Annotated in this window: 24 protein-coding genes; 11 read left to right on the top strand and 13 right to left on the bottom strand. The window is 68.0% G+C overall.

Annotated elements, in window-relative coordinates; all coding sequences use genetic code 11:
- Positions 1–11 precede the first annotated feature (11 nt).
- From G6N23_RS08305 to G6N23_RS08275, 7 genes are all read right to left on the bottom strand, one after another.
- The gene (locus tag G6N23_RS08305; protein WP_308214931.1) at positions 12–1,400 is read right to left on the bottom strand and encodes an MCE family protein; all 1,389 of its coding nucleotides are present in this window, start codon (positions 1,398–1,400) and stop codon (positions 12–14) included.
- 4 nt (positions 1,401–1,404) lie between these two features.
- Complete coding sequence (locus tag G6N23_RS08300) at positions 1,405–2,256, bottom strand: ABC transporter permease (RefSeq protein WP_085260485.1); 852 nt, start codon at positions 2,254–2,256, stop codon at positions 1,405–1,407.
- Positions 2,253–2,963: an MlaE family ABC transporter permease gene (locus G6N23_RS08295; protein WP_085260484.1), complete on the bottom strand. Its 711-nt coding sequence runs from the start codon at positions 2,961–2,963 to the stop codon at positions 2,253–2,255. Before G6N23_RS08295 ends, G6N23_RS08300 begins: the two co-directional genes overlap by 4 nt.
- 382 nt (positions 2,964–3,345) lie before the next feature.
- Positions 3,346–5,646, bottom strand: coding sequence for a prolipoprotein diacylglyceryl transferase family protein (locus tag G6N23_RS08290; RefSeq protein ID WP_085260483.1), 2,301 nt, complete (start codon positions 5,644–5,646; stop codon positions 3,346–3,348).
- A 142-nt stretch (positions 5,647–5,788) separates the two neighbouring features.
- Positions 5,789–6,538 (bottom strand): prolipoprotein diacylglyceryl transferase, encoded by a 750-nt coding sequence (locus tag G6N23_RS08285; protein WP_085260482.1) that lies wholly within the window; start codon positions 6,536–6,538, stop codon positions 5,789–5,791.
- A gap of 430 nt (positions 6,539–6,968) precedes the next feature.
- On the bottom strand, positions 6,969–8,144 hold the full coding sequence (locus G6N23_RS08280; protein WP_085260481.1) for a class I SAM-dependent RNA methyltransferase: 1,176 nt from the start codon (positions 8,142–8,144) through the stop codon (positions 6,969–6,971).
- Complete coding sequence (locus G6N23_RS08275) at positions 8,141–10,138, bottom strand: APC family permease (RefSeq protein ID WP_085260480.1); 1,998 nt, start codon at positions 10,136–10,138, stop codon at positions 8,141–8,143. Before G6N23_RS08275 ends, G6N23_RS08280 begins: the two co-directional genes overlap by 4 nt.
- Before the next feature lie 103 nt (positions 10,139–10,241).
- On the opposite strand from G6N23_RS08275, the gene G6N23_RS08270 reads away from it, so the two are divergent.
- Complete coding sequence (locus G6N23_RS08270; protein ID WP_085260567.1) at positions 10,242–10,913, top strand: potassium channel family protein; 672 nt, start codon at positions 10,242–10,244, stop codon at positions 10,911–10,913.
- Between the two features lie 61 nt (positions 10,914–10,974).
- Complete coding sequence (locus tag G6N23_RS08265) at positions 10,975–11,637, top strand: potassium channel family protein (protein ID WP_085260479.1); 663 nt, start codon at positions 10,975–10,977, stop codon at positions 11,635–11,637.
- Here G6N23_RS08265 and G6N23_RS08260 read toward each other — a convergent pair.
- Both G6N23_RS08260 and G6N23_RS08255 read right to left on the bottom strand, forming a co-directional pair.
- Entirely contained in the window at positions 11,623–12,300 is a 678-nt protein-coding gene (locus tag G6N23_RS08260) for a DUF3159 domain-containing protein (RefSeq protein WP_085260566.1), read from the bottom strand. The genes G6N23_RS08265 and G6N23_RS08260 overlap by 15 nt on opposite strands.
- 29 nt (positions 12,301–12,329) lie before the next feature.
- Positions 12,330–12,701, bottom strand: a complete 372-nt coding sequence (locus G6N23_RS08255; protein WP_085260478.1) for an OB-fold nucleic acid binding domain-containing protein — start codon at positions 12,699–12,701, stop codon at positions 12,330–12,332.
- A 102-nt stretch (positions 12,702–12,803) separates the two neighbouring features.
- Between G6N23_RS08255 and G6N23_RS08250 the strand changes: the two genes are divergently transcribed.
- Positions 12,804–13,505 carry an alpha/beta hydrolase family protein gene (locus G6N23_RS08250; RefSeq protein WP_085260565.1) on the top strand — a complete coding sequence of 234 codons (702 nt, stop codon included), beginning with the start codon at positions 12,804–12,806 and terminating at the stop codon, positions 13,503–13,505.
- A 44-nt stretch (positions 13,506–13,549) separates the two neighbouring features.
- Here the strand turns inward: G6N23_RS08250 and G6N23_RS08245 are convergent, their stop codons facing one another.
- Both G6N23_RS08245 and dut read right to left on the bottom strand, forming a co-directional pair.
- The gene (locus tag G6N23_RS08245) at positions 13,550–14,341 is read right to left on the bottom strand and encodes a DUF3710 domain-containing protein (RefSeq protein ID WP_085260477.1); all 792 of its coding nucleotides are present in this window, start codon (positions 14,339–14,341) and stop codon (positions 13,550–13,552) included.
- Between the two features lie 39 nt (positions 14,342–14,380).
- A complete protein-coding gene (gene dut, locus G6N23_RS08240; protein ID WP_085260476.1) occupies positions 14,381–14,845 on the bottom strand; it encodes a dUTP diphosphatase in 465 nt (154 codons plus the stop codon).
- A gap of 25 nt (positions 14,846–14,870) precedes the next feature.
- On the opposite strand from dut, the gene G6N23_RS08235 reads away from it, so the two are divergent.
- Positions 14,871–15,356 carry a DUF3093 domain-containing protein gene (locus G6N23_RS08235; RefSeq protein WP_085260475.1) on the top strand — a complete coding sequence of 162 codons (486 nt, stop codon included), beginning with the start codon at positions 14,871–14,873 and terminating at the stop codon, positions 15,354–15,356.
- 13 nt (positions 15,357–15,369) lie between these two features.
- Here the strand turns inward: G6N23_RS08235 and G6N23_RS08230 are convergent, their stop codons facing one another.
- Positions 15,370–15,672 (bottom strand): DUF4193 domain-containing protein, encoded by a 303-nt coding sequence (locus G6N23_RS08230; RefSeq protein ID WP_019738982.1) that lies wholly within the window; start codon positions 15,670–15,672, stop codon positions 15,370–15,372.
- 169 nt (positions 15,673–15,841) lie between these two features.
- Between G6N23_RS08230 and cei the strand changes: the two genes are divergently transcribed.
- The 5 genes from cei (at position 15,842) to G6N23_RS08205 (ending at position 20,434) form a co-directional block, all read left to right on the top strand.
- Positions 15,842–16,492 (top strand): envelope integrity protein Cei, encoded by a 651-nt coding sequence (cei, locus tag G6N23_RS08225; RefSeq protein WP_085260474.1) that lies wholly within the window; start codon positions 15,842–15,844, stop codon positions 16,490–16,492.
- Between the two features lie 24 nt (positions 16,493–16,516).
- Positions 16,517–17,332 carry a polyphosphate--glucose phosphotransferase gene (ppgK, locus tag G6N23_RS08220; protein ID WP_085260473.1) on the top strand — a complete coding sequence of 272 codons (816 nt, stop codon included), beginning with the start codon at positions 16,517–16,519 and terminating at the stop codon, positions 17,330–17,332.
- 148 nt (positions 17,333–17,480) lie between these two features.
- On the top strand, positions 17,481–19,019 hold the full coding sequence (locus G6N23_RS08215; protein WP_275991659.1) for an RNA polymerase sigma factor: 1,539 nt from the start codon (positions 17,481–17,483) through the stop codon (positions 19,017–19,019).
- 11 nt (positions 19,020–19,030) lie between these two features.
- Positions 19,031–20,107 (top strand): methyltransferase, encoded by a 1,077-nt coding sequence (locus tag G6N23_RS08210; protein WP_085260471.1) that lies wholly within the window; start codon positions 19,031–19,033, stop codon positions 20,105–20,107.
- A gap of 39 nt (positions 20,108–20,146) precedes the next feature.
- Complete coding sequence (locus G6N23_RS08205; protein WP_085260470.1) at positions 20,147–20,434, top strand: hypothetical protein; 288 nt, start codon at positions 20,147–20,149, stop codon at positions 20,432–20,434.
- Here the strand turns inward: G6N23_RS08205 and G6N23_RS08200 are convergent.
- Complete coding sequence (locus tag G6N23_RS08200; RefSeq protein WP_085260469.1) at positions 20,385–20,738, bottom strand: DUF952 domain-containing protein; 354 nt, start codon at positions 20,736–20,738, stop codon at positions 20,385–20,387. The genes G6N23_RS08205 and G6N23_RS08200 overlap by 50 nt on opposite strands.
- Positions 20,739–20,854: 116 nt before the next feature.
- Here G6N23_RS08200 and G6N23_RS08195 point away from each other — a divergent pair, with 116 nt between their 5' ends.
- Both G6N23_RS08195 and G6N23_RS08190 read left to right on the top strand, forming a co-directional pair.
- On the top strand, positions 20,855–21,049 hold the full coding sequence (locus tag G6N23_RS08195; RefSeq protein WP_085260468.1) for a DUF7455 domain-containing protein: 195 nt from the start codon (positions 20,855–20,857) through the stop codon (positions 21,047–21,049).
- 76 nt (positions 21,050–21,125) lie between these two features.
- Entirely contained in the window at positions 21,126–22,061 is a 936-nt protein-coding gene (locus tag G6N23_RS08190) for a YihY/virulence factor BrkB family protein (protein WP_085260467.1), read from the top strand.
- The last annotated feature ends 7 nt before the right edge of the window (positions 22,062–22,068 follow it).

Genomic DNA, 22,068 nt, shown 5'->3' with positions numbered 1-22,068 from the left:
CATCTGGCTCATCACGGTGACGGTGGCGGTGCAGGCGCCGGTTCGACCGGTGGCGCGGGTTCCGGCGCCGGCGGTACGTGCGGGAAGAGCGGAACCCCGCCGGGCCCGTACATCGGAGCACCGTAGGGCGGCGTCTCGGGCCCGTACGTCGGTTGCGGGCCGACGGCCGGTCCGGGCAGACACTGCCTGACTGCCGGCGGCAACGGCACCGCGCGCGTGACACGGAACCAGTCCGCGTAGCAGAACTGGCCGATTCCGGGGTTCGGCCGCAGATCGAGGCCCGTTCCCCAGCCGGTGTTGGTCACCAGGTGGCGCACTGGAAAGTTGTTCTTGACGTCCGGCAGCGAGCCGCAGCCCGGCTTTCCGCCGGGCCCGCCCTTGGCCGCGATGATCGGGAGATTGTCCGGGAAGCGGTAGATCTCGTCACCGAGCAGCAGCGCGACATCCACGATCAGGGTCGCTCCGTCGCGCCCCCCCATGTAACCGGGCAGGTCATAGTCATCGATCAGAACCTGCGAACCGACGAGTGTGCACGTCAGGGACGGGTTGTATTTGTGCAGCAGGTTTGTGGTCGACTGAAGCGCTTCAATGCTGTGGGCCAGGTTCTGCTGGTTCGGCCCGAGCAGGTTGTCGCCGGCCCGCGCGAAACCCGACAGTTCCAGCAGCAGTGCATCGACGTCCTTGGCGTGCGTGGTCAGCGTCGTACTCGTCGTGGCGAGCGCGTCGAGCGTGCTGACAATATCCGGAGCCGCCGATGCGTAGGTCCCGCTGAGATTTCGGAACGTTCGCCAGTCGCCGGCGATCGTGTCGGTGCGGGCGTTGACCGCCTCGAGGACCTGGTCGGTCGCGGTGATCGCCCGACCCATGTTCTCGCCCTGACCTCGCACTCCCTCGGCGAGGGCGGACAGCACCGCGTCGAGCTTCGCCGAATCGATCTGGCGGACCACACCCACCAGGTTCTCGAAAACGGTGTTGACCTCGGTCGACACATTCTGTGATCGCAGTGTGGCACCCGCTACGACGCTCTTGGGGCTGGGATCAGCCGGATAGATCAAGTCCACGTATTTGGCGCCGAAAATAGTGGTCGCCGCGATTCTGGCTTCCACATTGGCCGGTATGTTCTTCAGCTGAGCCGGTTCGATATCCAGTTTCATCCGCACCGAATCACCGACGCTGGTGATGTCGCCGACGCGCCCGACCTGTACGCCGCTGAGTTTGACCTTGGCGCCGGTCTCCATGACCAGGCCGGAACGATCCGAGGTCAGCGTCACCGACGTGTAGCGGTGGAACGATCCGGTGAACAGGTTCGCGACCACCCACGTGGTCAACGCCATCACGACAAGGAAGATCAGCGGCCACCATCGTGGGGAGATGCGGGACTCGTCCGGTGCGATATCCAAGATGTCAACCTGCCAAGTGAAAGTTGCCGGTCGCCCCGTAGACGGCCAAGGTGATCGCGACGGTCACCACGACCGACGCGAGCAGCGATGCGCGGGTTGCGCGCCCCACCGCTTCGCCCACCCCAGACGGCCCGCCGCTGGCGGTGAACCCGTAATAGGTGTGAATGAGCATGATGACGACACCGGCAGCGGCTACCTGTGCAAACGACCACAACAAGTCGGTCGGGTCCAGGAATGTGCGGAAGTAATGGTCGTAGACGCCCGCGGATTGCCCGTAGACGTAGATCGTTCCGGCCCGGGCGGCGAAGAACGCCATCACCACCGCCACGCAATAGAACGGCACGACTACCACCAGTCCGCCGATGACACGGGCCGAGGCCAGGTACGCGATCGATCGAACCCCGATAACCTCCAGTGCGTCGATCTCCTCATTGATCCGCATGGCGCCGAGTTGGGCGGTCGCACCGGCACCGATAGTCGCGGCCAGCGCGAACTCCGCCGTCAGCGGGGCGATGATCCGGACGTTGAAGTACGCCGACGCAAATCCCGTCAACGCCTCGACACCGACTTGGGAGAACTGGTTATAACCCTGGGCTGCAACGATTGCGCCCGTCGTGAGCGTCAAGAAGGCGACAATCGCGATCGTCCCGCCGATCAGCGCAAGTGCACCGGAGCCCAGGCTCATCTGCGCGATGACCCGCAGGAACTCGACGCGGTAATGCACGAAGACGTCCCGGATGGCCGACAGTGTCTTGACATGAAACTGGATCTGCGCGCCGAGCCGGTCCCACTGGTCGGTGAAATCGTCGAATCGCCGGGTCAGTCGCGAAGAGATGCCGTTGACTGGTTGGCTCATAGCCCGACCCGGAATCCCAGTGCGGTGACAACGATGTTGATCACGAACAGCGCCATGAAGGAGAACACCACGGTTTCGTTGACAGCCCGGCCCACACCGGCCGGACCGCCGGTGACCGAGATGCCCATATAGCACGCGATCAGGCCGGCAGTCATGCCGAACAGCGTCGCCTTGATGAAGGCGATGATGACATCAGAGATTCCGGTCAACAGCGTCAGGCCTGCCACGAAAGCCCCGGGGGTGACGTGCTGGGTGAACACCGAGAAGATGAACCCGCCGAACAGGCCAACCAGAATGACCAAGGGCGACAACAGGAATGCGACCAGGGTTGCCGCCAGCACCCGGGGAATGACCAACGCCTGGATCGGGTCGATACCCATGACCCGCAGTGCGTCGAGCTCTTCCCGGATGGTGCGCGCCCCGAGGTCCGCGCAGATCGCAGTCGCTCCGGCGCCTGAGACCACCAGCACCGTCAGGATCGGGCCGATCTGCAGGACAGTGCTGAGCGCCGCACCCGTGCCGGAGAAGTCGGCGGCCCCGAATTCGTTCAACAGGATGTTGAACAGGAACACGGCCAGGACCGTGAACGGGATCGACATGACCAACGTCGGAGCAAGCGACACCCGCGCGACGAACCAGGTCTGGGTCAGGAATTCACGCCAGGCGAACGGTGCGCGGACCAGCTGGACGAACGTGTCCAGAGACATCGCGAAAAACCCGCCGAGTACTCGTACGGGTTTGGCGGCGACGTCACGGATCTCCCTCACGCGGTGGTGCCGCTCTCACGGTATTCGGGGCCCGCCCCGGCCGGCTCGACCATGCCGCCATCAGCGCATCGCGCACTGATCAGCCGGGGAGATGATTCCCGCTCCACCGAGCGCCAAGACCCCGATCCGAGCACTACTCGCCCCCCGACTGTCGTTTCCCATTGATGTCGTCACAATGTCCCGAAGTGTGACTGTTCGAGGCCGAGCCTAGGTGAGTGACCTGCGTCAACGACAGCCAAAACAACACGTTCAGCCAAACCTCCAAAGCGTCACATGTTTTTTGTGGGGCGCTATGAACCGCCCTCGGGCGGCAGGCCGGAGTTCACCCTCCGACACCGGCACCGAGCAACGTCTCAGCGTCCGAAGCGCGGGGAGGAGCTGCACTCGCGGATGCGCCTTGATCGCAGTTCGCCGCGCCACGCAACGCGTTCCGCGCTGCTTCGACGCGCTCACGCGCCTGTGCAAGACGTTCCTCCGCTTCCCGATGCGCAGCTTCGGCCGCCCCTCGTGCCTTCGCGGCGATCGGGCCGGCTTCTGCCGCACGCCTGACGACTTCCATCAGAGCCTGGGCTTCGGCAGCACACGCGGCGGCGTCCGTCTCCGCCTCCTGTACTTCGCATCCGGCGACATCGATCTGCTGGGCCGATCGCGCACTCGCCGCCGGCCCGGCGTCCCCACCCGATTCGGGCTCGTCCCCGCCGCCGTCCGCGATACGGGCCGCGTCGAGTTCCACGAGGGCGCGGCGCACGCTCTTCACTTGCGCGGTGCGGGCGGCCAGATCCGCGGCGGCCTGTTTGACTGCGAGCTTGGCATTCTCGACCGCAGCCTTGGCGTCGTCGGCCCGCTTCGTTGCAGCCGCGATGATCTCCGCGGCATCTGCCGCCACCTCGACAGCTGCCGCCTGCGCTTCAACCAACGATCGCCGGGCAGCGTCGGTAGCCGCGGCACACGCTGCGGCCGCGGCCTCGGCTTCTTCTACCGCACGCCGAGCGGTCTCGAGTTCAGCAGCTGCGACAGCCTTGTCAGCCTCGGCCGCGGCATCGCGTGCCGCCCGTTTCGCCGCTTCCACCCGGGCCGCCGCCTCGGGAATCGTCGCCTCGGCGTCACGGTACGACCGCTCCGCCGCCTCGACTTCAGCGGCGGCCTCGGCGATCGCCGCTTCGGCGTCACGCAGTTTCTGCTTGGCCGCCTCGACTCCGGTCTCGGCATCGGCGACCGCCGCATCCGCTGTCTCCAGTGCGGTTATGTTGGCCGCCAGGGATTCTCGTGCCGTCGCCACACGCTCGAGGGCGTCCGAGTGCGCGCTTTCGGCCGCGAACCGCGCCGCTTCTGCGACGGCTCCGGCCGCTGCCGCATACGTGACCACGTCCGCGAGTAGCGCGGCCTCACTGTCGCACGTGGCGAGACGGGCTTCGGCGTCGTCGCGGGCACGAACAGCCGCCTGCATTGCTTCCAGCCGACCGGTGAGTTCGGTCTCCGCGTGTGCCAAGGCATCTCGTGCGCCTTCGCGCGCATGCACGAGGGCGGCCGCACTCGTTGTGATGGCCGCTGTTGTCTCGGCCAGGATCTGTTTTGCCTTCGCGGCACGTGCCATTCGGGCGGCGAGTTCCGACTCCGCGTCCCGCGCCACCTGCTGCGCACTCTTGGCATGCGCCACAGCCGCGGCAACGCGCTGTTCGGCGGTCTCCTCGACGGCGGCCGCAGCCACGGCTTCGACCGGCCGGACGGTATGTGCTGCGGTGCTTCGCGTCCCGCGCCCGACGGCCTCCGGCGATCTCAGGATCCTGAGGGTGCCCCGGTTGATGACGAGGTAAGTCGTCGCCACCAGGAAGATGAACAGTGAGACAACGGTGTCCATCCCGATCGCGCCCTCGGCGACGCCATCTCCACGCAGCAACAGTACGCAGAACCGGCCGAACGCATAGGAAGCCACATAGCACACGAACAGTACGCCCGGCGCCAATCGAACCCGGCGATCGAGTTTGATCAGGAAAACGAAGACTATTACGTCCCAAAGTAATTCGTAGAGGAATATCGGATGCACCACCAGCGCCACCTCGCCGGTCGAGACCCCGTTGACCGCATGTACGTCGACGAACCCGGCGGAATCCTCTCGGGAAAAGATCGCCAGTCCCCATGGCAGGTCGGTTGCACGACCGAAGAATTCCTGATTGAAGTAGTTGCCGATCCGCCCGATCGCCTGTGCGAGTGCGATGCCCGGGGCCACGGCATCGGCAACGCCGGCCGTCGATACGCCACGACGCCGGCACGCGATCCACGCCCCGACCCCGCCCATCGCGATCACGCCCCAGATCCCCAGTCCGCCGGCCCACACCCGCAGCGTCGCACCGAAACCCGCACCCCCGGTGCCGAAATATGTCCGCCAATCCGTCGCGACGTGGTAGAGACGACCTCCGATCAGGCCGAACGGAATCGCCCATAGTGCGACGTCGTAGACGGCTCCGGGTGCACCACCCCGGTCCGCCCATCGCCGCTCACCGATCCTGGCCGCTACCACGATTCCGGCAATCACCAACAGCGTGTAGGCACGGATCGGCAGCGGCCCCAGGTGCCAGACACCCTGCGAGGGGCTGGGAAGGTATGCCAGAACGGTCTGAGTCATGGATCTCCGCTTCCTACCGCATGGTCACATCGTGATTCGTTCGCCGTGACCGGACCGCGTCACAATCCCTGCCGGTTGAACTCCGTGAGACGGGATTCGCCACAGACTGTGCCGTCGATGCACGGCGCGTAGCACCCTTCGCCTACTCCGAGTCCTTCGGTGGAGCCGCCGGGTTCTCGTTCTGCCGATCTGACACGTTCACGTCCGGTTGAGGATCCGACGGTGCTACCTGTTCTTCGGCAGGTGAATCGGCCACGATCTTCTCACCGCCATCCGGCACGTACACCTCCGCCGGCTCGGCAACGGATTCCGGTTCGGCCGCCAGTTGCCGGACCGGGACACTCTCGGGCGCCGCGTACGGCTGAATGGATGACGCCTCCGCAGCGGTAATCTGCTGCGGACTGATTTTACGCTGCCGGTCTAGTTCGACCGCCGCATATTCGGAATAGAATTCGCTCAGCTCAGAGATGACACCCGACCCGCCAGGCGCTTCTGCCGTGGTGTTCCGATACGGCAGATGTTGTGCCGGGTGCCGGTCGGGACCACCAGCGGGCTCGGCCGCCACGGTGGCGTGCCCCTGCCCCTCGGGACCGGCGTCGGCGGGCTCGGCCGCCACGGTGGCGCGCCCCTGCCCGCCAGCACCCGACTGAGCCGTCGTGGTCACATCACCTGCCACCGAAAGCGGTCCGTCAGGACCGAACCCGGGCCCGCCGGCAACAACGAACACCACGGTTACGCAGGCGTTTACGGCGATTGCGACCCGCCTGGCGCGGATGGTGTCAACCGACTGCCGGGCAGCCATCCGACCCGTCGCCAAGACACCTCGAAGCAACCCGTCGGTCCGCATCGACTCGATCCCCGCGACCGCTACACCCGAAACGACCTGAACCACGTCCGTACCCCCCCGGGCCTTCGATGCATGGCGAGCCCTCGGTGCGGGCGGCATGACGTGCAACCCATGGCGCCCGCGCTGTTGCTTGGCGATCATATTTCCGGTCAAGGCGCCGCGCATTCGCATAGTCTGAACCAGCCCCGTGTTGACGTCAAGAAAGAGATGCAGGTAACTACCTCCATACAACACATGGAGGGCATTCCAACCTGCGATTTATCCTGTTTTGGAGAGATTTACAAATTCGATCATTAATCGTATAAAATTCTCCAAATGAGAATCGCATTGCCATTCATAATGGCGCGCGACTCACGGTGGACGCAAGCCCGAACCAGGGCGCGTCGTACCCGCCCGCCGGACGCACGATCTCCCGCTGACGAACTCCATGTGCGCGGCGCTACGTACGCCCCCGTGGTGCAGGGCCGGCACCCGGTCAGCGGATTAGCAGCGCGACGCACTCCACGTGGTGGGTGAGCGGGAATGCGTCGAACACCCGGATCTGCTCCACGGCATACCCCTGCCCGCGGTACAGGCCGATGTCGCGGGCGAAAGATGCTGCCTCACAACCGATGTGCACAAGCCGAGGCACCCCTGCTGCCGCCAGCGCCTCGATCACCTCACGTCCGGCGCCGGCGCGCGGCGGGTCCAGCACCGCGACATCCGCGCCGGCCTGCTCAGCCCCGAGGGCCCGGCGCACCGAGTCGGTGCGCACCGACACCTGCGGCAGGTCGGCCAGGGCGGCCCGGGCCGCGCCGGTGGCGGCCCGGGAGGTGTCGACGCTGATCACCCGGCCGGACTCCCCCACCGCCTCGGCCAGTGCCGCGGCGAAGATCCCGGCCCCGCCGTAGAGATCCCAGGCGGTCATGCCCGCTTCCGGCGCCGCCCAGTCGGCGATCAGGGCGCTGTAGAGCGCGGCCGCCTGCCGGTGCGCCTGCCAGAACGCGGTCACCGGGATCTGCCAGCGCCGCCGGCCGACCCACTGCGTGGAGTGATAGTCGCCCTCGTGCACCTGCGGGCGGTGATCACGACCGGTGCTCACCACGTGCCGGACGCCGTCGTCGTCGGCCACCACATGGACGTGGTCGCCGGGCCGCCAGGTCTGCTCGGCCAATCCCTTGATCATCCCGGCGGGCAACTGCCCGCACCGCAGGTCAGTGACCAGCTCATCGCTGTGGTACCGGTGGAATCCGGCCCGCCCGTCGGCGCCGACCTCCAGCCGCACCCGGCTGCGCCAGCCGGTCGGGCCGCCCTCGCCCAGCGCTTCGGCCTCGCCCTGCCAGTCCTGGCCGCCGAGCCGGGCCAGCTGGTTGGACACCACCTCACCCTTGAGCGCCCGTGCCACGGCCGGGTCGGCGAACGCCAGATCACAGCAGCCGGCACCGCCGACGCCGGCGATCGGGCACAGCGAGGCGACCCGGCCCTCCGCCGGTTCGAGCACCTCCACGCATTCGGCGTGCCAATACGAGCCGCGCTCGGCGGTGATCCGGGCCCGCACCCGCTCGCCGGGCAGCGCGTAGCGCACGAAGACCACCCGGCCGTCGTGGCGCGCAACACAACTGCCCCCGTTCGCCGGTGACCCCGTCACCAGTGTCAACTCCTGGTCGATCACTCCATGAAGCCTCTCCGGGTGTCACCGGGGGCGTGGTGCGGCGCCAGCACCTTGCGCCGTTCCGAGGAGTTGAGCTGCCAGGGCACCGAGGTCACCATCACCTGCGGCATGAACAGCAGCCGGGTCTTGAGCCGCAACGCACTCTGGTTGTGCAGCACCTGTTCCCACCAGTGGCCCACCACATATTCGGGGATGTAGACGGTCACCACGGTGCGCGGCGACTCCTTGCTGATGCGTCGGACGTACTCCAGCACCGGCCGGGTGACCTCACGGTAGGGCGAGGCGATCACCTTGAGCGGCACGGTGATCTCACTGTCCTCCCACTCGCGGACCAGGGCGCGGGTCTCGGTGTCATCGACGTTGACGGTGATCGCCTCCAGGGTGTCCGGGCGGGTCGCGCGCGCATAGGCCAGCGCGCGGCGGGTGGGCAGGTGCAGCTTGGAAACCAATACCAGGGCGTGGTTGCGGCTGGGTAGCACCGCCTGATCGTCGAGGGCGGCGGACTGTTCAGCCAGCTCCTGGGCAACGGTGTCGTAGTGCCGGCGGATCATCTTCATCATGGCGAACAGCACCGACATCACCACGATCGCGATCCAGGCGCCGGCCGCGAACTTGGTGGCGATCACCACGATCAACACCGTCCCGGTGGCCACGAACCCGATGGTGTTGACCACCCGGGAGCGCATCATCTTGACTCGGGCCGCGCGGTCGGTTTCGGTGCGCAGCAATCGGTTCCAGTGCCGGACCATGCCGATCTGGCTCAACGTGAACGAGACGAACACCCCGACGATGTAGAGCTGGATCAGTGCGGTGACCTCGGCGCCGAAAGCCACGATGAAAGCGATGGCCACCACCGCCAGGAAAACGATCCCGTTGGAGAACGCCAGCCGGTCGCCGCGGGTGTGCAGCTGACGCGGCAGATACCGGTCCTGCGCCAGTATCGACCCCAGCACCGGGAAGCCGTTGAACGCGGTGTTGGCGGCCAGTGCCAGGATCAGCGCGGTCACGCCGGCGATGATCCACAGGCCCGGCGGAAAGCCGCGGAACACCGTCTCGGCCAGCTGAGCCAGCAGGGTCTTCTGGTCGTAGTCCGCCGGTGCCCCGATCAGCTGTTCGTGCGGGCGCGCGGCGATCTTCACCCCGGTCTGGCGGGCCAGCACGATGATGCCCATCATCATGGTCACCGCGATGACGCCCAGCATCAACAGCGTGGTGGCCGCATTGCGCGACTTGGGTTTACGGAACGCCGGAACGCCGTTGCTGATCGCCTCCACCCCGGTCAGCGCCGCACACCCCGACGAGAACGATTTCGCCACCAGGAACACCAGGGCCACGCCGACCACTTCGCCGTGCGCCGAATGGATCTTGAACGCGGCCGACTCGGCCTGAAGCGGATGGTCCAGCACGAAGATCTGGAACAGCCCCCAGCCCAGCATCGCGAAGACTCCGATCATGAACGCATACGTCGGGACGGCGAACGCGGTACCGGATTCGCGGATGCCGCGCAGATTGGCCGCGGCCACCACGACGACGGTCCCCACCGCGAACGCGACCTTGTGATCGGCGATGAACGGAATTGCCGAACCGATGTTGGCGACACCCGCTGAGATCGAGACGGCAACGGTCAGAACGTAATCCACCATCAGTGCACTGGCCACCGTCAGTCCCGCCTGGGCGCCCAGGTTGGTGGTGACCACCTCGTAGTCCCCGCCACCCGAGGGGTAGGCGTGCACGTTCTGGCGATAAGAGGCCACCACCGTGATGAATACGAACGCCACCGCCAGGCCGACCCACGGCGTCATCCGGTAGGCCGCGATACCCGCCACCGACAACACCAGGAAGACCTCTTCGGGGCCGTAGGCCACCGAGGACAGCGCGTCGGAGGCGAACACCGGCAGCGCGACGCGCTTGGGCAGCAGCGTCTGGCTGAGCCGGTCGCTGCGAAACGGCCGACCCAGAAGCAGCCGGCGAGCAGCGGTGGAAATCTTCGACACGAGAGCCAAGGGTAAGCCAGGCCGGCGCTGGCGGTAGCGTTCAACGAATACGGGCACTACTGCGGGCGACAGCCAGCCGAAACCAGCCGAAAGGACCGTGCACGTGCGGGTAGTTGTGATGGGATGCGGCCGGGTGGGGGCCTCGGTGGCAGACGGGCTGTCCCGGATCGGCCACGAGGTCGCCATCATCGACCGTGACGCCGCCGCGTTCAACCGGCTCAGCCCGGAGTTCAGCGGCGAACGGGTGCTGGGCATGGGTTTCGACCGCGACGTGCTGCTGCGCGCCGGGATCGAGGAGGCCGGGGCCTTCGCCGCGGTGTCCTCGGGTGACAACTCCAACATCATCGCCGCGCGGCTGGCCCGCGAGACGTTCGGCGTGGCGCGCGTGGTGGCCCGTATCTATGACGCCAAGCGGGCCGCGGTTTACGAACGCCTCGGGATTCCCACCATCGCCACCGTGCCCTGGACCACCGACCGGCTGCTCGACGCCCTGACCCGCGAGAGCGAGACCACCAAGTGGCGTGACCCGACCGGCACCGTCGCCGTTGCCGAGGTCGTGCTGCACGAGGACTGGATCGGTCGCCCCGTCACCGACCTGGAGGCCGCCGTCAACGCCCGCGTGGCGTTCCTGATCCGCTTCGGCACCGGCATCCTGCCCGAGCCCAAGACCGTCATTCAGGCCAGTGACCAGGTCTACATCGTCGCGGTGTCCGGCCGCGTCGCCGAGGCGATCGCGATCGCCGCGCTGCCGCCCAGCGAGGACCTGGACAAATGAAGCACGCCGTCGACGAAGACGCTGGCGGAGCCTGCGGAGCGAGCGCTGAGGAGCGGCGCACATGAAGGTCGCGGTGGCCGGGGCCGGTGCCGTCGGCCGGTCGATCGCCCGGGAACTGCTCGACAGCGACCACCAGGTGACGCTGCTCGAGCGCAACCCCGACCACATCGACGTCGAGGACATCCCCGACGCGCAATGGCATCTGGGCGACGCCTGCGAGCTGAGCCTGCTGGAGTCGGTGCACCTGGAGGATTTCGACGTCGTCATCGCCGCCACCGGCGACGACAAGGTCAACGTGGTGTTGTCGCTGCTGGCCAAGACCGAGTTCGCCGTGCCCCGGGTGGTGGCCCGGGTGAACGACCCCCGCAACGAATGGCTGTTCACCGACGCCTGGGGGGTGGACGTGGCGGTGTCCACGCCGCGCATGTTGGCCTCGCTGGTCGAGGAGGCGGTCGCGGTCGGGGATCTGGTGCGGCTCATGGAGTTCCGCAAGGGCCAGGCCAACCTGCTGGAGATCACCCTGCCCGACGACACCCCGTGGGGCGGCAAGCCGGTGCGCAAGCTGTCACTGCCCCGCGACGCCGCGCTGGTGGCGATCCTGCGCGGGACGCGGGTGATCGTGCCCCAGGACGACGAGCCTCTTGAGGGCGGCGACGAACTGCTGTTCGTCGCGTCCACCGGGGTCGAGACCGAACTACGCGAGCTGTTGCTACCGGCCCACTGACCGCGGTTCGCAGTCCTCTGCCGGCTCCGAGCCGGGCTGCGCGTCCTGGGCATCCAGGGCCCGCTGCACGTATTTGACCGCCAGGTAGGTCACCAGCGCCGCCAGCGCGGTCAGCGGCCAGCCCATGGCGATGCGCGCCACCCCCAGCCAGCCGGTCTGGTCGGCGTTGTAGAGCAGCCGCTGCACCACGAAGCGGGAGCCGAACACCAGCACCCAGGTCAGCGTCGCGAGGTCGTAGGCGTAGATCGCCGCCCGCAGCTCGCGCCAGGCCGGGCCCTGCCCGCTGGCCCAGCTCCAGATGTAGCCGACCGCCGGCCGGCGGATCAGGATGGAGCCGGCGAATACCACCGCCCACCCCAGCGACGTCCAGATCCCGAGCAGGAAATATCCCTTGGAGTCGCCCATCAGATAGGCGATCAGGGCGCAGACGGCCACCCCGAAGAATCCGGAGACCGCCGGCTGAGTGGATTCCCGGCGGACCATTCGCCACACCAGCACCGCCGCCGCCACGCCCAACGCCGCCACCACGGCGACCCGCAGCCCGAAGACGCTGGAGGCCGGCACGAACACCACGATCGGCAGCGACGAGTAGATGAGCCCGGCGAGCCCGCCGATCTGGGCCAGCAGCCGCTGCGGGCCCTGCGGTCCGAAGTCGTCAGTCATCACTGCTCCGGCCGGATGTTCTCCGGCGGTCACTGCTGAATTTCGTAGTGGGGGTTGTAGATGGCTTTGGAGCCGCTTTCGAGTTTTCCGAGCCGGCCGTGCACCCGCAGGGTGCGGCCCGAGTCGATTCCGGGAATGCGGCGCTGGCCCAACCACACCAGCGTCACCGTGTCCGTCCCGTCGAAGAGCTCGGCGCGGACCCCGCCCACGCACCCCTTGGCGTTGGCTTCCACGCTGCGCAGCACTCCGACCATCGTGACCTCTTGACCGCGTTCGCAGTCGATGGCCCGCTGGGCGCCGGTGTTGAGCGCCTCGTCGGACAACTCCTCGACATCGCGCAACTCAGGATCTTCGGTCAATCGCCGAGTCAGCCGGCGCAGGTACTCCTTCGGAGCAGCCATGCTTTCTCCCTCAACTGTGTGCGCCCGCTACGGTAGACCTCTTGATTACCTAATGCCACACCGGCCGTCGGGGTGTCGGGCTGCACCCGGCACGATCAAGGGGTGGCATTGAATCTGCACGGGGTGACGGCTGTTCTGCTCCCGGGAACCGGATCCGACGACGACTACATCCGCCGGGCGTTCGCTGCCCCATTGCAGCAGGTAGGCGTCGAATTGGTCGCGCACCGCCCGCAACCCGAACAGCTCGTCGCGGGCTATCTTGCGGCCCTGGACGCCGCCGCCCGCTCCGGCCCGATCATCGTCGGCGGCGTGTCGATCGGCGCGGCGGTGGGCGCCGCGTGGGCGCTGCAACACCCCGGTCAGGTGGTCGCGGTGCTGGCCGCACTGCCCGCCTGGACGGGCGCACCCGATGCCGCTCCGGCCGCCCAAGCCGCCCGCTACAGCGCCGCGCAGCTGCGCCGCGAGGGCCTGCCGGCGGTGGTGGCCCAGATGCGCGCCACGAGCCCGGCCTGGCTCGCCGACGAGCTGACCCGCTCGTGGACCGCCCAGTGGCCGCAGCTGCCCGACGCCCTGGAGCAGGCTGCGGCCTACGTCGCACCGTCCCGCGCCGAATTGGCCGCCCTGGCGGCGCCGATGGCAGTGACCGCGGCCGTCGACGACCCGGTGCACCCGTTGCAGACGGCCTCCGAATGGGTGGCCGCCGCCCCGCGGGCGGCGCTGTGCACGGTGACCCTGGAACAGATCGGCGCCGACCCGGCCGCGTTGGGCGCCGCCTGTTTGACGGCGCTGGACGGCCTGATCTAGCGGCGGCCCTGCAGGCGGCTTCGCCTCTCCTTCGTCGAGCCTCGCTAACCGCCGGTGATGGTGCGCAACTGCTGCATCGCGGATCCCTCCACGCTGCGGCGAGCGGTCGGCGCGGGTGGCGGCACATCGCCGCCGGCGTCCGGCGTGGCTCCCCCGGCCGGCTGCTGGCCGGCGGGCGCGGCGCCCCGGGCGGCCTGGGCAGCCGCGGCGGCCCGCAACTGCTCGGCCATCGGCTCGGGCAGTCGCACCGGCAACGGGGTGCGCACCGGCAGCGGGGTGTCGCCACGACGGACCACCGTGTCCGCCAGGGCCTCCCGCGCCTGCGCGGTGAGCGCCTCCATCGACTCGTGGGGGCCGTTGACCACGCAGCGCACCATCCAGCGGTAGCCGTCGACTCCGATGAACCGGACTGCGCCGGTAGCCGATCCGGCCACCTCGCGGCCCCACGGGCCGTCGACGACGCTGACGCTCGCCGAGTCGCGCCGCAGTGCGTCGGCCAGCTCGGCGGCCACCTCGCGCCACAGCCCCGCTGACTTGGGCGCGGCGTAGGCGGCGATGTTGAACCGGCCGTTCGACGTCACCAGCCACACCGCGCTGGGCACGCCTGCCTCGCTCAGTTCGACCTGGACCTGGGCACCCGCGGGCATCGGCACCAGCACCGAACCCAGGTCCAGACGCGCCGTCGTCGCCGCCTCGGGGTCGTCGAAATCCTCGATGTCGAACGGGCCCTCAAGGTCCTCACCCGACTCCACGTCGAGTTCCTCCAGGTCCTCGGGTTGCGGCTCGGCGCGCGTCGGCTCGTCGTCCGCCTTGCGCTTGCCCCTACCGAATGCCATCACAGCCGCCCATCTTCGTCACTCTGCCGTCACGAGCTGTCACAAACTCGCATGTCCGCCCGACGAGCCGTGCCCGTCACCGCCACGGCTGGTTCCGGCCAGTCCGGCCTCGTCGAACGAGCTCACCTCGACCAGTTCCGGTAGCTCGACCCGCTGCACCACCAGCTGGGCGATCCGGTCCCCTCGATGGATGTCGATCGGCGTCGCCGGGTCCAGGTTGATCAATGCCACCTTAACCTCACCGCGATAGCCCGCGTCGATCGTTCCGGGGCTGTTGACGATCGAAAGCCCCACCCGTGCAGCCAAACCCGAACGGGGGTGCACCAAGCCGACCATGCCCAACGGAATCGCGACCGCGATACCGGTGGGTACCAGGGCACGCTGGCCCGGGCCCAGCTCGACATCGACCGCGCTGTAGAGGTCGACGCCGGCGTCGCCGGCGTGGGCGCGGCTGGGCAGCGGCAGATCTGGATCAAGGCGGACGACCGCGAGACTGGGCGACACGAGGCGCAAGACTACCCTTAGCCCGATGTCTGGATCGCGCCTCAACCACCGGGCACCGCAAACCGTGCGGTACCGCGAGCAGCTGTGGGTGCCGTGGTGGTGGTGGCCGCTGGGGTTCCTGGGCAACGGGCTGATGGCATACGAGGTCCGGTTGGGCCTGCGCAGCCTGCCGGGCTGGCTGCCTTTCGCCGTGTTCTTCGCGATCACCGTGGCGGCCCTGCTGTGGCTGGGCCGCATCCAGGTGCGGGTCACCGAAACCGCCGGCGAGGCCGAGCTGTGGGTCGGTGAGGCACACCTACCCGCGAGCGTGATCGCCCGGGCCGCCGAGGTTCCGCAGTCAGCCAAATCGGCGGCGCTGGGCCGCCAACTCGATCCGGCGGCGTATGTCGTTCATCGCGGCTGGGTGGGGCCGATGGTGCTGGTCGTACTCGATGATCCCGATGACCCGACACCGTACTGGCTGATCAGCTGCCGTCATCCGCAGCGGGTGTTGACGGCCTTGCAGGGTTGAGGGACGGTCCGGGTCAGGCCGCGCAGTCGGTGCAGATCATCACGCCGTTCTTCTCGCTGGCCAAGCGGCTGCGGTGCTGAACCAGAAAACAGCTCGAACAGGTGAATTCGTCGGCCTGCTTGGGGATGACGCGCACCGACAGCTCTTCGCCGGACAGGTCCGCGCCGGGCAGCTCGAAGGACTCGGCTGATTCGGATTCGTCGACGTCGACCACGGCGGACTGCGCTTCGTTCCGCCGGGCCTTGAGTTCCTCAAGCGAATCCTCGGAAACGTCGTCAGTCTCGGTGCGCCGCGGGGCGTCGTAGTCGGTAGCCATCGTCTTCTCCCCTCAGTCCCCTCGTAACCCTGCGCGAGCTTTGTACCAGCGTCGAACGCATCCACCAAATGATTCGTGCCCGGATCCCGCTCAGATCAACTGTGATTTGCGTCACATTATCTTCCTGACCACGGTGATCGCTCGCTCGCGCGCCCTCTAGAGTGCGTACGTGGTCGCGCAAATCACTTCCGGCACCGAGTTCGACAAGCATGGTCTGCCGTTCCGGCGGCGTAACTATAGACCCGCCGCCTACGCCCTGGCCGCGCTGGCACTGCTGACCGCTGTGGCGTGGGGGGTGGCACTGACCCGACCGGCCGACGTCCACGAAGTCGCGGTGTGCAACGCCCCGCCTTCGCCCACCGAGCCCGACCAGCCGCGGCTCGGCACCCAGGTGCCGCGCGCCGCGATGGTCGCCACCATCCCGGCCAAACTGGCCGACATCAAGGCCCGCGTCCTCAACGCCAGCGGCCGGGCCGGGCAGGCCGCCGACGTCGCCGACGCCCTTCGCGACGACGGGTTCGCCCAGCCGACCGCCGCCAACGACCCGGTCTATGCCAACGGCCGGCTGGACTGCCAGGGCCAGATCCGCTTCGGTGAGGCGGGACGGGCCGCCGCGGCCGCCCTCTGGCTGGTCGCCCCGTGCACCGAGCTGTTCCGCGACGACCGCCCGGACGACTCCGTCGACCTGGCGGTCGGAAGCGACTTCGTCAGCCTGGCCCACAGCGACGACATCGAAGCGGCTCTGGCCGGGCTCCGTCCGGACGCCACCGGACTGCCCGACCCGGCGCTGCTGACCAAGATCCATTCCGGCACCTGCTGACCACCGACCCGGAAGGGAAGATGCATGACCGGCACTGAGCCGACCGATTCGACCGGGGCGTCCACTCGTGGGGCCGGCGACACCAGGGCGCCGCGGCGGGGGTTCGGCGTCGACGTCGGCGGCAGCGGCATCAAGGGCGGTGTGGTGGATCTCGACACCGGCGCGCTGATCGGCGAGCGGTTCAAGCTGCCCACGCCGAGCCCTGCGACACCGGCTGCGGTCGCCGAGACCGTCGCCGCGGTGGTCCGGCACTTCGGCTGGACCGGCCCGCTGGGAGTCACCTATCCCGGCGTGGTGATCGACGGCGTCGTGCGGACCGCCGCCAACGTCGACAAGTCCTGGATCGGGGTGAACGCCCGGTCGGCGATCGCGGCCGCACTCGACGGCCAGCCCGTCGTCATCCTCAACGACGCCGACGCCGCCGGACTGGCCGAGGAGCGCTTCGGAGCCGGCAAGGACAACACCGGCGTCGTCGTGTTGCTCACATTCGGCACCGGGATCGGCTCGGCGGTGATCCACAACGGAAAGCTGCTGCCCAACACCGAGCTCGGACATATCGACGTCGGCGGCAAGGAAGCCGAGCACCGGGCCGCCGCGTCGGTCAAGGAGCGCAAGAACTGGAGCATGAAGAAATGGTCCAAGCAGGTGACCAAGGTGCTGGTGGCCATCGAAAACGCACTCTGTCCGGACCTGATCATCGTCGGCGGCGGCATCAGTCGCAAAGCCGACGAATGGGTGCCGCTGCTGGGCAACCGGACTCCGGTCGTCGCCGCCACCCTGCAGAACACCGCGGGAATCGTCGGGGCCGCGATGGCCTCGGCCACCGACGTCACCCGCTGAATCCGCCCGCTCGGCGATTGCTGCCGCCGACTGTCGTTACAATGGTCCGCGGCGGCCGCCTAACCCATAGCGGCGACTATCCCAGTTGATCACCAACTGATATAGAGCCACATTCGACATAACCCGACACTTTCGGTTGCGCACGGCCCTGCGACCGAAAGTCAGTCCGACCGAAGGGGTGGACGTGGCAGCGAGCAAGGCAAAGCCGGCGACTGAGGAGCCGAAGAAGCGGAGTGCCACCAAGGCGCCCGCCAAGGCGCCCGCCAAGTCGGCTGCCAAGGCCGCCACCAAGAGCCCGGCCAAACGCGCCGTCACCAAGGCCGCCCCGGCCAAGAAGGCCGCCAAGACGACGGCCCGCCCGGCGGCCAAGAGCGCCGCCGCCAAGAGCACCGACGACGGCGCCACCAAACCCAAGACCCGGTCGACCCGCGGCCCGGCCAAGAAGGCCGCCGCCACCAAAGGCGCCAAGAACGCCGACCTCGATCTTGCCGCCGAGGATCTGGACACCGATGCCGAGCTGGACGGTGAGCCCGGTGAGGACGACATCGACGACGCCGACCTGAGCCTGGACGACCTGGGGGCCGACGCGGTGGTGGATGCCGACGGCGAGGCCCCGGCCACCGCCGCGGCGGCCACCGAGGGGGCCGCCGAGGATGAGGACGAGATCACCGAGCCCTCCGAGAAGGACAAGGCCTCAGGCGATTTCGTCTGGGACGAGGAGGAGTCCGAAGCGCTGCGCCAGGCCCGCAAGGACGCCGAGCTCACCGCTTCGGCCGACTCGGTGCGCGCCTACCTCAAGCAGATCGGCAAGGTGGCGCTGCTCAACGCCGAAGAGGAAGTCGAGCTGGCCAAGCGGATCGAGGCCGGCCTGTTCGCCACCCAGAAGATGGCCGAGCACACCGAGAAGGGCGAGAAGCTGGCCGTCGCCTACCGGCGCGACATGGCGTGGATCTGCCGGGACGGCGACCGGGCCAAGAACCACCTGCTGGAGGCCAACCTGCGGCTGGTGGTCTCGCTGGCCAAGCGTTACACCGGCCGCGGGATGGCGTTTCTGGACCTGATCCAGGAAGGCAACCTCGGTCTGATCCGCGCCGTGGAGAAGTTCGACTACACCAAGGGCTACAAGTTCTCCACGTACGCCACCTGGTGGATCCGCCAGGCCATCACCCGCGCCATGGCCGACCAAGCACGCACCATCCGCATCCCGGTGCACATGGTCGAGGTGATCAACAAGCTCGGCCGCATCCAGCGCGAGCTGCTGCAGGACCTGGGCCGCGAACCCACCCCCGAGGAACTCGCCCGGGAGATGGACATCACCCCGGAGAAGGTGCTGGAGATCCAGCAGTACGCCCGGGAGCCGATCTCGCTGGACCAGACCATCGGCGACGAGGGCGACTCCCAGCTCGGCGACTTCATCGAGGACTCCGAGGCGGTAGTAGCCGTGGACGCCGTCTCGTTCACCCTGTTGCAGGATCAGCTGCAGTCGGTGCTCGAGACGCTCTCGGAGCGTGAAGCCGGTGTGGTGCGACTGCGGTTCGGGCTCACCGACGGCCAGCCCCGCACACTTGACGAGATCGGCCAGGTCTACGGCGTCACCCGCGAGCGCATCCGTCAGATCGAGTCGAAGACGATGTCGAAGTTGCGTCACCCCAGTCGCTCTCAGGTCCTGCGCGACTACCTCGACTAGCGCGCACCGATATGGCCAAAACTCCCCCGGCCGCAGTTCTCAGTGCCGTCAACGCGTTTCGTGGTGGCCTGCAGCGGCTGCGCCAGGCCACCGTCCCCGCCCCCGTGGCCATCCTCGAGCTGGGCTTCGGCGGATGGCTGACCCAGGCGCTCGCTGCCGCGGTGCGACTCGGCATCGCCGATGCGCTCAGTGACGGCCCGCAGACCGCCGAGGAGATCGCCCATCGAGTGGGCACCGACCCTCGCGCCACGTACCGGCTGATGCGAGCACTCGCCAGCCACTCGGTGCTGAAACTGCGCCGCGATGGCCGCTTCGCCTTGACCCGCACCGGGCGCGCTCTGGTCTCAGACAATCCCAACAGTGTTGCCCCGATGCTCGCCTTCGTCGGCCACCCGGCGCACCGGGAACACTGGTCGAACCTGGAGCACTCCGTACGGACGGGCGAGACCGCCGTCAGCAAGGTTCGCGGAATGTCCTTCTTCGACTACACCGACACCGACCCTGAACTGGCGCAGGTCTTCAACGACGCCATGACGGGAGCTTCCGCCGTCTCTATCGAAAGTGCCGTTCCCGCATACGATTTCAGCAACAGCAAGCTGATCGTGGATGTGGGTGGCGGACATGGCGCACTGCTGGCCGCGGTGCTGCGTAAGGCGCCGGACGCTCGGGGCGTGCTGTTCGACCTGCCGCAGGTGGTCGCCGGCGCCGGCGCGACGCTGGCGGACGTGGCGTCGCGCTGCGATCTGACGGGTGGGTCGTTCTTCGACTCTGTCCCCACCGGCGGCGACACCTATCTGCTCAAGACCGTCATCCACGATTGGGACGACGAACAGTCCTTGACGATTCTGCGCAATGTCCGGGCCGCCATCGCTCCCGGCGGCAAGGTGCTGCTGTTCGAGATGGTGCTGCCCGAGGGCGCGCCCGCCCACCTGGGGCTGGTGCTCGACCTGGAGATGCTGGTTGCCGCCGGCGGACAGGAACGCACCCAACGCGAATACGCCGAGCTGCTGTCCCGGGCGGGATTCCGGCTGCAGCGCGTGGTGCCCACCACGAGCCCGATCGCGATCATCGAGGCCCGGCCGGTCTAGACCGCCGGCCGGGTGCGCCGCCGCGTAGGATCGCCGACCATGCCCCCCGATGCCGCGTCGTCGCAGACTTTCACCGCGCTGCTCAAGCGCGCGGTGTCCCACGGTCACCCGGCGCCGGCCGATGCCGGCCTGGATCCCGCGGTGCTCGACGCCGTCAACGCCGTCGCCGCCGCGTGGCCGCGAGTGCCGGCCGTGCTGATCAACAAGGCTCAAACCGTGTTCGCCCGTAGCGAACTCACCCGGGTGTCAGCGGCCAAACCCACCACCCCGATCGACCTCAATCGGCCACGGCGAACCCGCCGTCCGGGCCCGGCCGATACGGCGTGACACCGATTACCGCGCTGACGGGCAACGGCCCGTACAGGTGCGGGAAAAGCATCGACTCCGGATCGCCGGGCACGCCCGGCTCCCAACGCACCGGCGCACCCACCTTGGCCGGGTCCACCTGCAGCAACACCAGATCTGTGCGGCCCCGGTAGAGCCGATTGGCGGGCAGATGGACCTGCTGCGGCGTCGACAGATGCACGAAGCCCACCCTGTTCAACGACTCCGGACGCAGCGCACCCGACGCCTGCGCACTCGCCCATTCCCGATCGCTGCAGAGGTGAACGAACCCATCGGCGTGCTTCACGCCTTCGATCCTGCCTCAGCGCGCGAGGGTGAGACACGACACAGCCGAAGCCGGGAACAACGCCGAACGCCCGAGCGTCTGACACACTTGACAGACCCGCGAGAACGGAGGAGCCCATGAACGCGACTCTGACCAGTCCCGAACTGACTCGGGCTGATCGATGCGACCGGTGCGGTGCCGCCGCCCGCGTACGAGCCACGCTGCCCTCCGGAGCCGAGCTGCTCTTCTGCCAGCACCACGCCAACGAGCACGAAGCCAAGCTGATCGAGCTGGCCGCCGTGCTACAGGTCAGCGCTGCGGACGAGGCGTAACCAGAACCCGCGCGCAACACGCCGCAACAGCGGGAATTGTGCAGTAGCACCACGCGTCAGGAATGCTGGGCTGGTCATGACTGACCAGATCCCCCGAGCCTCCCGACATCACCTGCTGCGCATCGCCCGCCGGACCTTGGCCAAGAGCTGGGACGATTCGATCTTCGCCGAGTCGGCACAGGCCGGGTTCTGGTCGGTGCTGTCACTGCCACCGCTGCTGCTCGGGATGCTGGGCAGCCTGTCTTACGTGGCACCGCTGTTCGGCCCGGACACGCTGGCGACCATCCAGAACCGGCTGATCAGTATGGCGAGCAGCTTCTTCTCGAAGAACGTCGTGGTCGAGATCATCGAACCCACCGTGCGAGACATCATCTCCAATGCGCGCGGCGAGGTGGTCTCACTGGGTTTCGTGATTTCGCTGTGGGCCGGCTCCTCGGCGATCTCGGCGTTCGTCGACTCGGTGGTCGAGGCGCACGATCAGACCCCGCTGCGCCACCCCGTGCGCCAACGGTTCTTCGCGCTGGGGCTGTATGTGGCGATGCTGGTGATCGCCGTCGCCGCGGCACCGTTCGCCGCGCTGGGCCCGCACGCCGTGGCCGAACACCTTCCCGACCGGTGGACGGACCTGCTGCGGTTCGGTTATTACCCGATGTTGGTGTTGGGGCTGCTGCTGGCCGTGACGGTGCTCTACCGGGTGTCGCTGCCCAAGCCCCTGCCCTCACACCGGCTGGTGATCGGTGCGGTGCTGGCCACCACCGTGTTCGTCGTGGCCACGCTGGGCCTGCGGGTCTACCTGCGCTACATCACCAGCACCGGCTATACCTACGGTGCGCTGGCGACCCCGATCGCCTTCCTGCTGTTCGCGTTTCTGCTCGGCTTCGCCATCATGCTGGGCGCCGAGCTCAACGCCGCCGTTCAGGAGGAGTGGCCGGCACAGCCCACCCACCTACGCCAGCTGCGCAACTGGGTGGTGTCCCGGACGGGACGAGCCGGCCCCGACGGACCTTCTTGAGCGACCC

It is taken from the genome of Mycolicibacter terrae, assembly GCF_010727125.1.
In the GTDB taxonomy this organism is placed as follows: Bacteria; Actinomycetota; Actinomycetes; order Mycobacteriales; family Mycobacteriaceae; genus Mycobacterium; species Mycobacterium terrae.
Note: the sequence above shows the minus strand (reverse complement) of the source record. Positions and strands in the feature narration are given on the sequence as shown.

Excerpts from the sequence above, each read along its gene's own strand:
- G6N23_RS08230 (WP_019738982.1), bottom strand. The coding sequence starts at position 15,672 with ATGGCTACCGACTACGACGCCCCGCGGCGCACCGAGACTGACGACGTT.
- G6N23_RS08190 (WP_085260467.1), top strand. The coding sequence starts at position 21,126 with ATGACTGACCAGATCCCCCGAGCCTCCCGACATCACCTGCTGCGCATC.
- G6N23_RS08290 (WP_085260483.1), bottom strand. The coding sequence starts at position 5,646 with ATGACTCAGACCGTTCTGGCATACCTTCCCAGCCCCTCGCAGGGTGTC.
- G6N23_RS08295 (WP_085260484.1), bottom strand. The coding sequence starts at position 2,963 with ATGTCTCTGGACACGTTCGTCCAGCTGGTCCGCGCACCGTTCGCCTGG.
- G6N23_RS08205 (WP_085260470.1), top strand. The coding sequence starts at position 20,147 with ATGCCCCCCGATGCCGCGTCGTCGCAGACTTTCACCGCGCTGCTCAAG.
- G6N23_RS08265 (WP_085260479.1), top strand. The coding sequence starts at position 10,975 with ATGAAGGTCGCGGTGGCCGGGGCCGGTGCCGTCGGCCGGTCGATCGCC.
- G6N23_RS08255 (WP_085260478.1), bottom strand. The coding sequence starts at position 12,701 with ATGGCTGCTCCGAAGGAGTACCTGCGCCGGCTGACTCGGCGATTGACC.
- G6N23_RS08235 (WP_085260475.1), top strand. The coding sequence starts at position 14,871 with ATGTCTGGATCGCGCCTCAACCACCGGGCACCGCAAACCGTGCGGTAC.
- ppgK (WP_085260473.1), top strand. The coding sequence starts at position 16,517 with ATGACCGGCACTGAGCCGACCGATTCGACCGGGGCGTCCACTCGTGGG.
- G6N23_RS08195 (WP_085260468.1), top strand. The coding sequence starts at position 20,855 with ATGAACGCGACTCTGACCAGTCCCGAACTGACTCGGGCTGATCGATGC.
- G6N23_RS08300 (WP_085260485.1), bottom strand. The coding sequence starts at position 2,256 with ATGAGCCAACCAGTCAACGGCATCTCTTCGCGACTGACCCGGCGATTC.
- G6N23_RS08260 (WP_085260566.1), bottom strand. The coding sequence starts at position 12,300 with ATGACTGACGACTTCGGACCGCAGGGCCCGCAGCGGCTGCTGGCCCAG.
- G6N23_RS08210 (WP_085260471.1), top strand. The coding sequence starts at position 19,031 with ATGGCCAAAACTCCCCCGGCCGCAGTTCTCAGTGCCGTCAACGCGTTT.
- G6N23_RS08245 (WP_085260477.1), bottom strand. The coding sequence starts at position 14,341 with ATGGCATTCGGTAGGGGCAAGCGCAAGGCGGACGACGAGCCGACGCGC.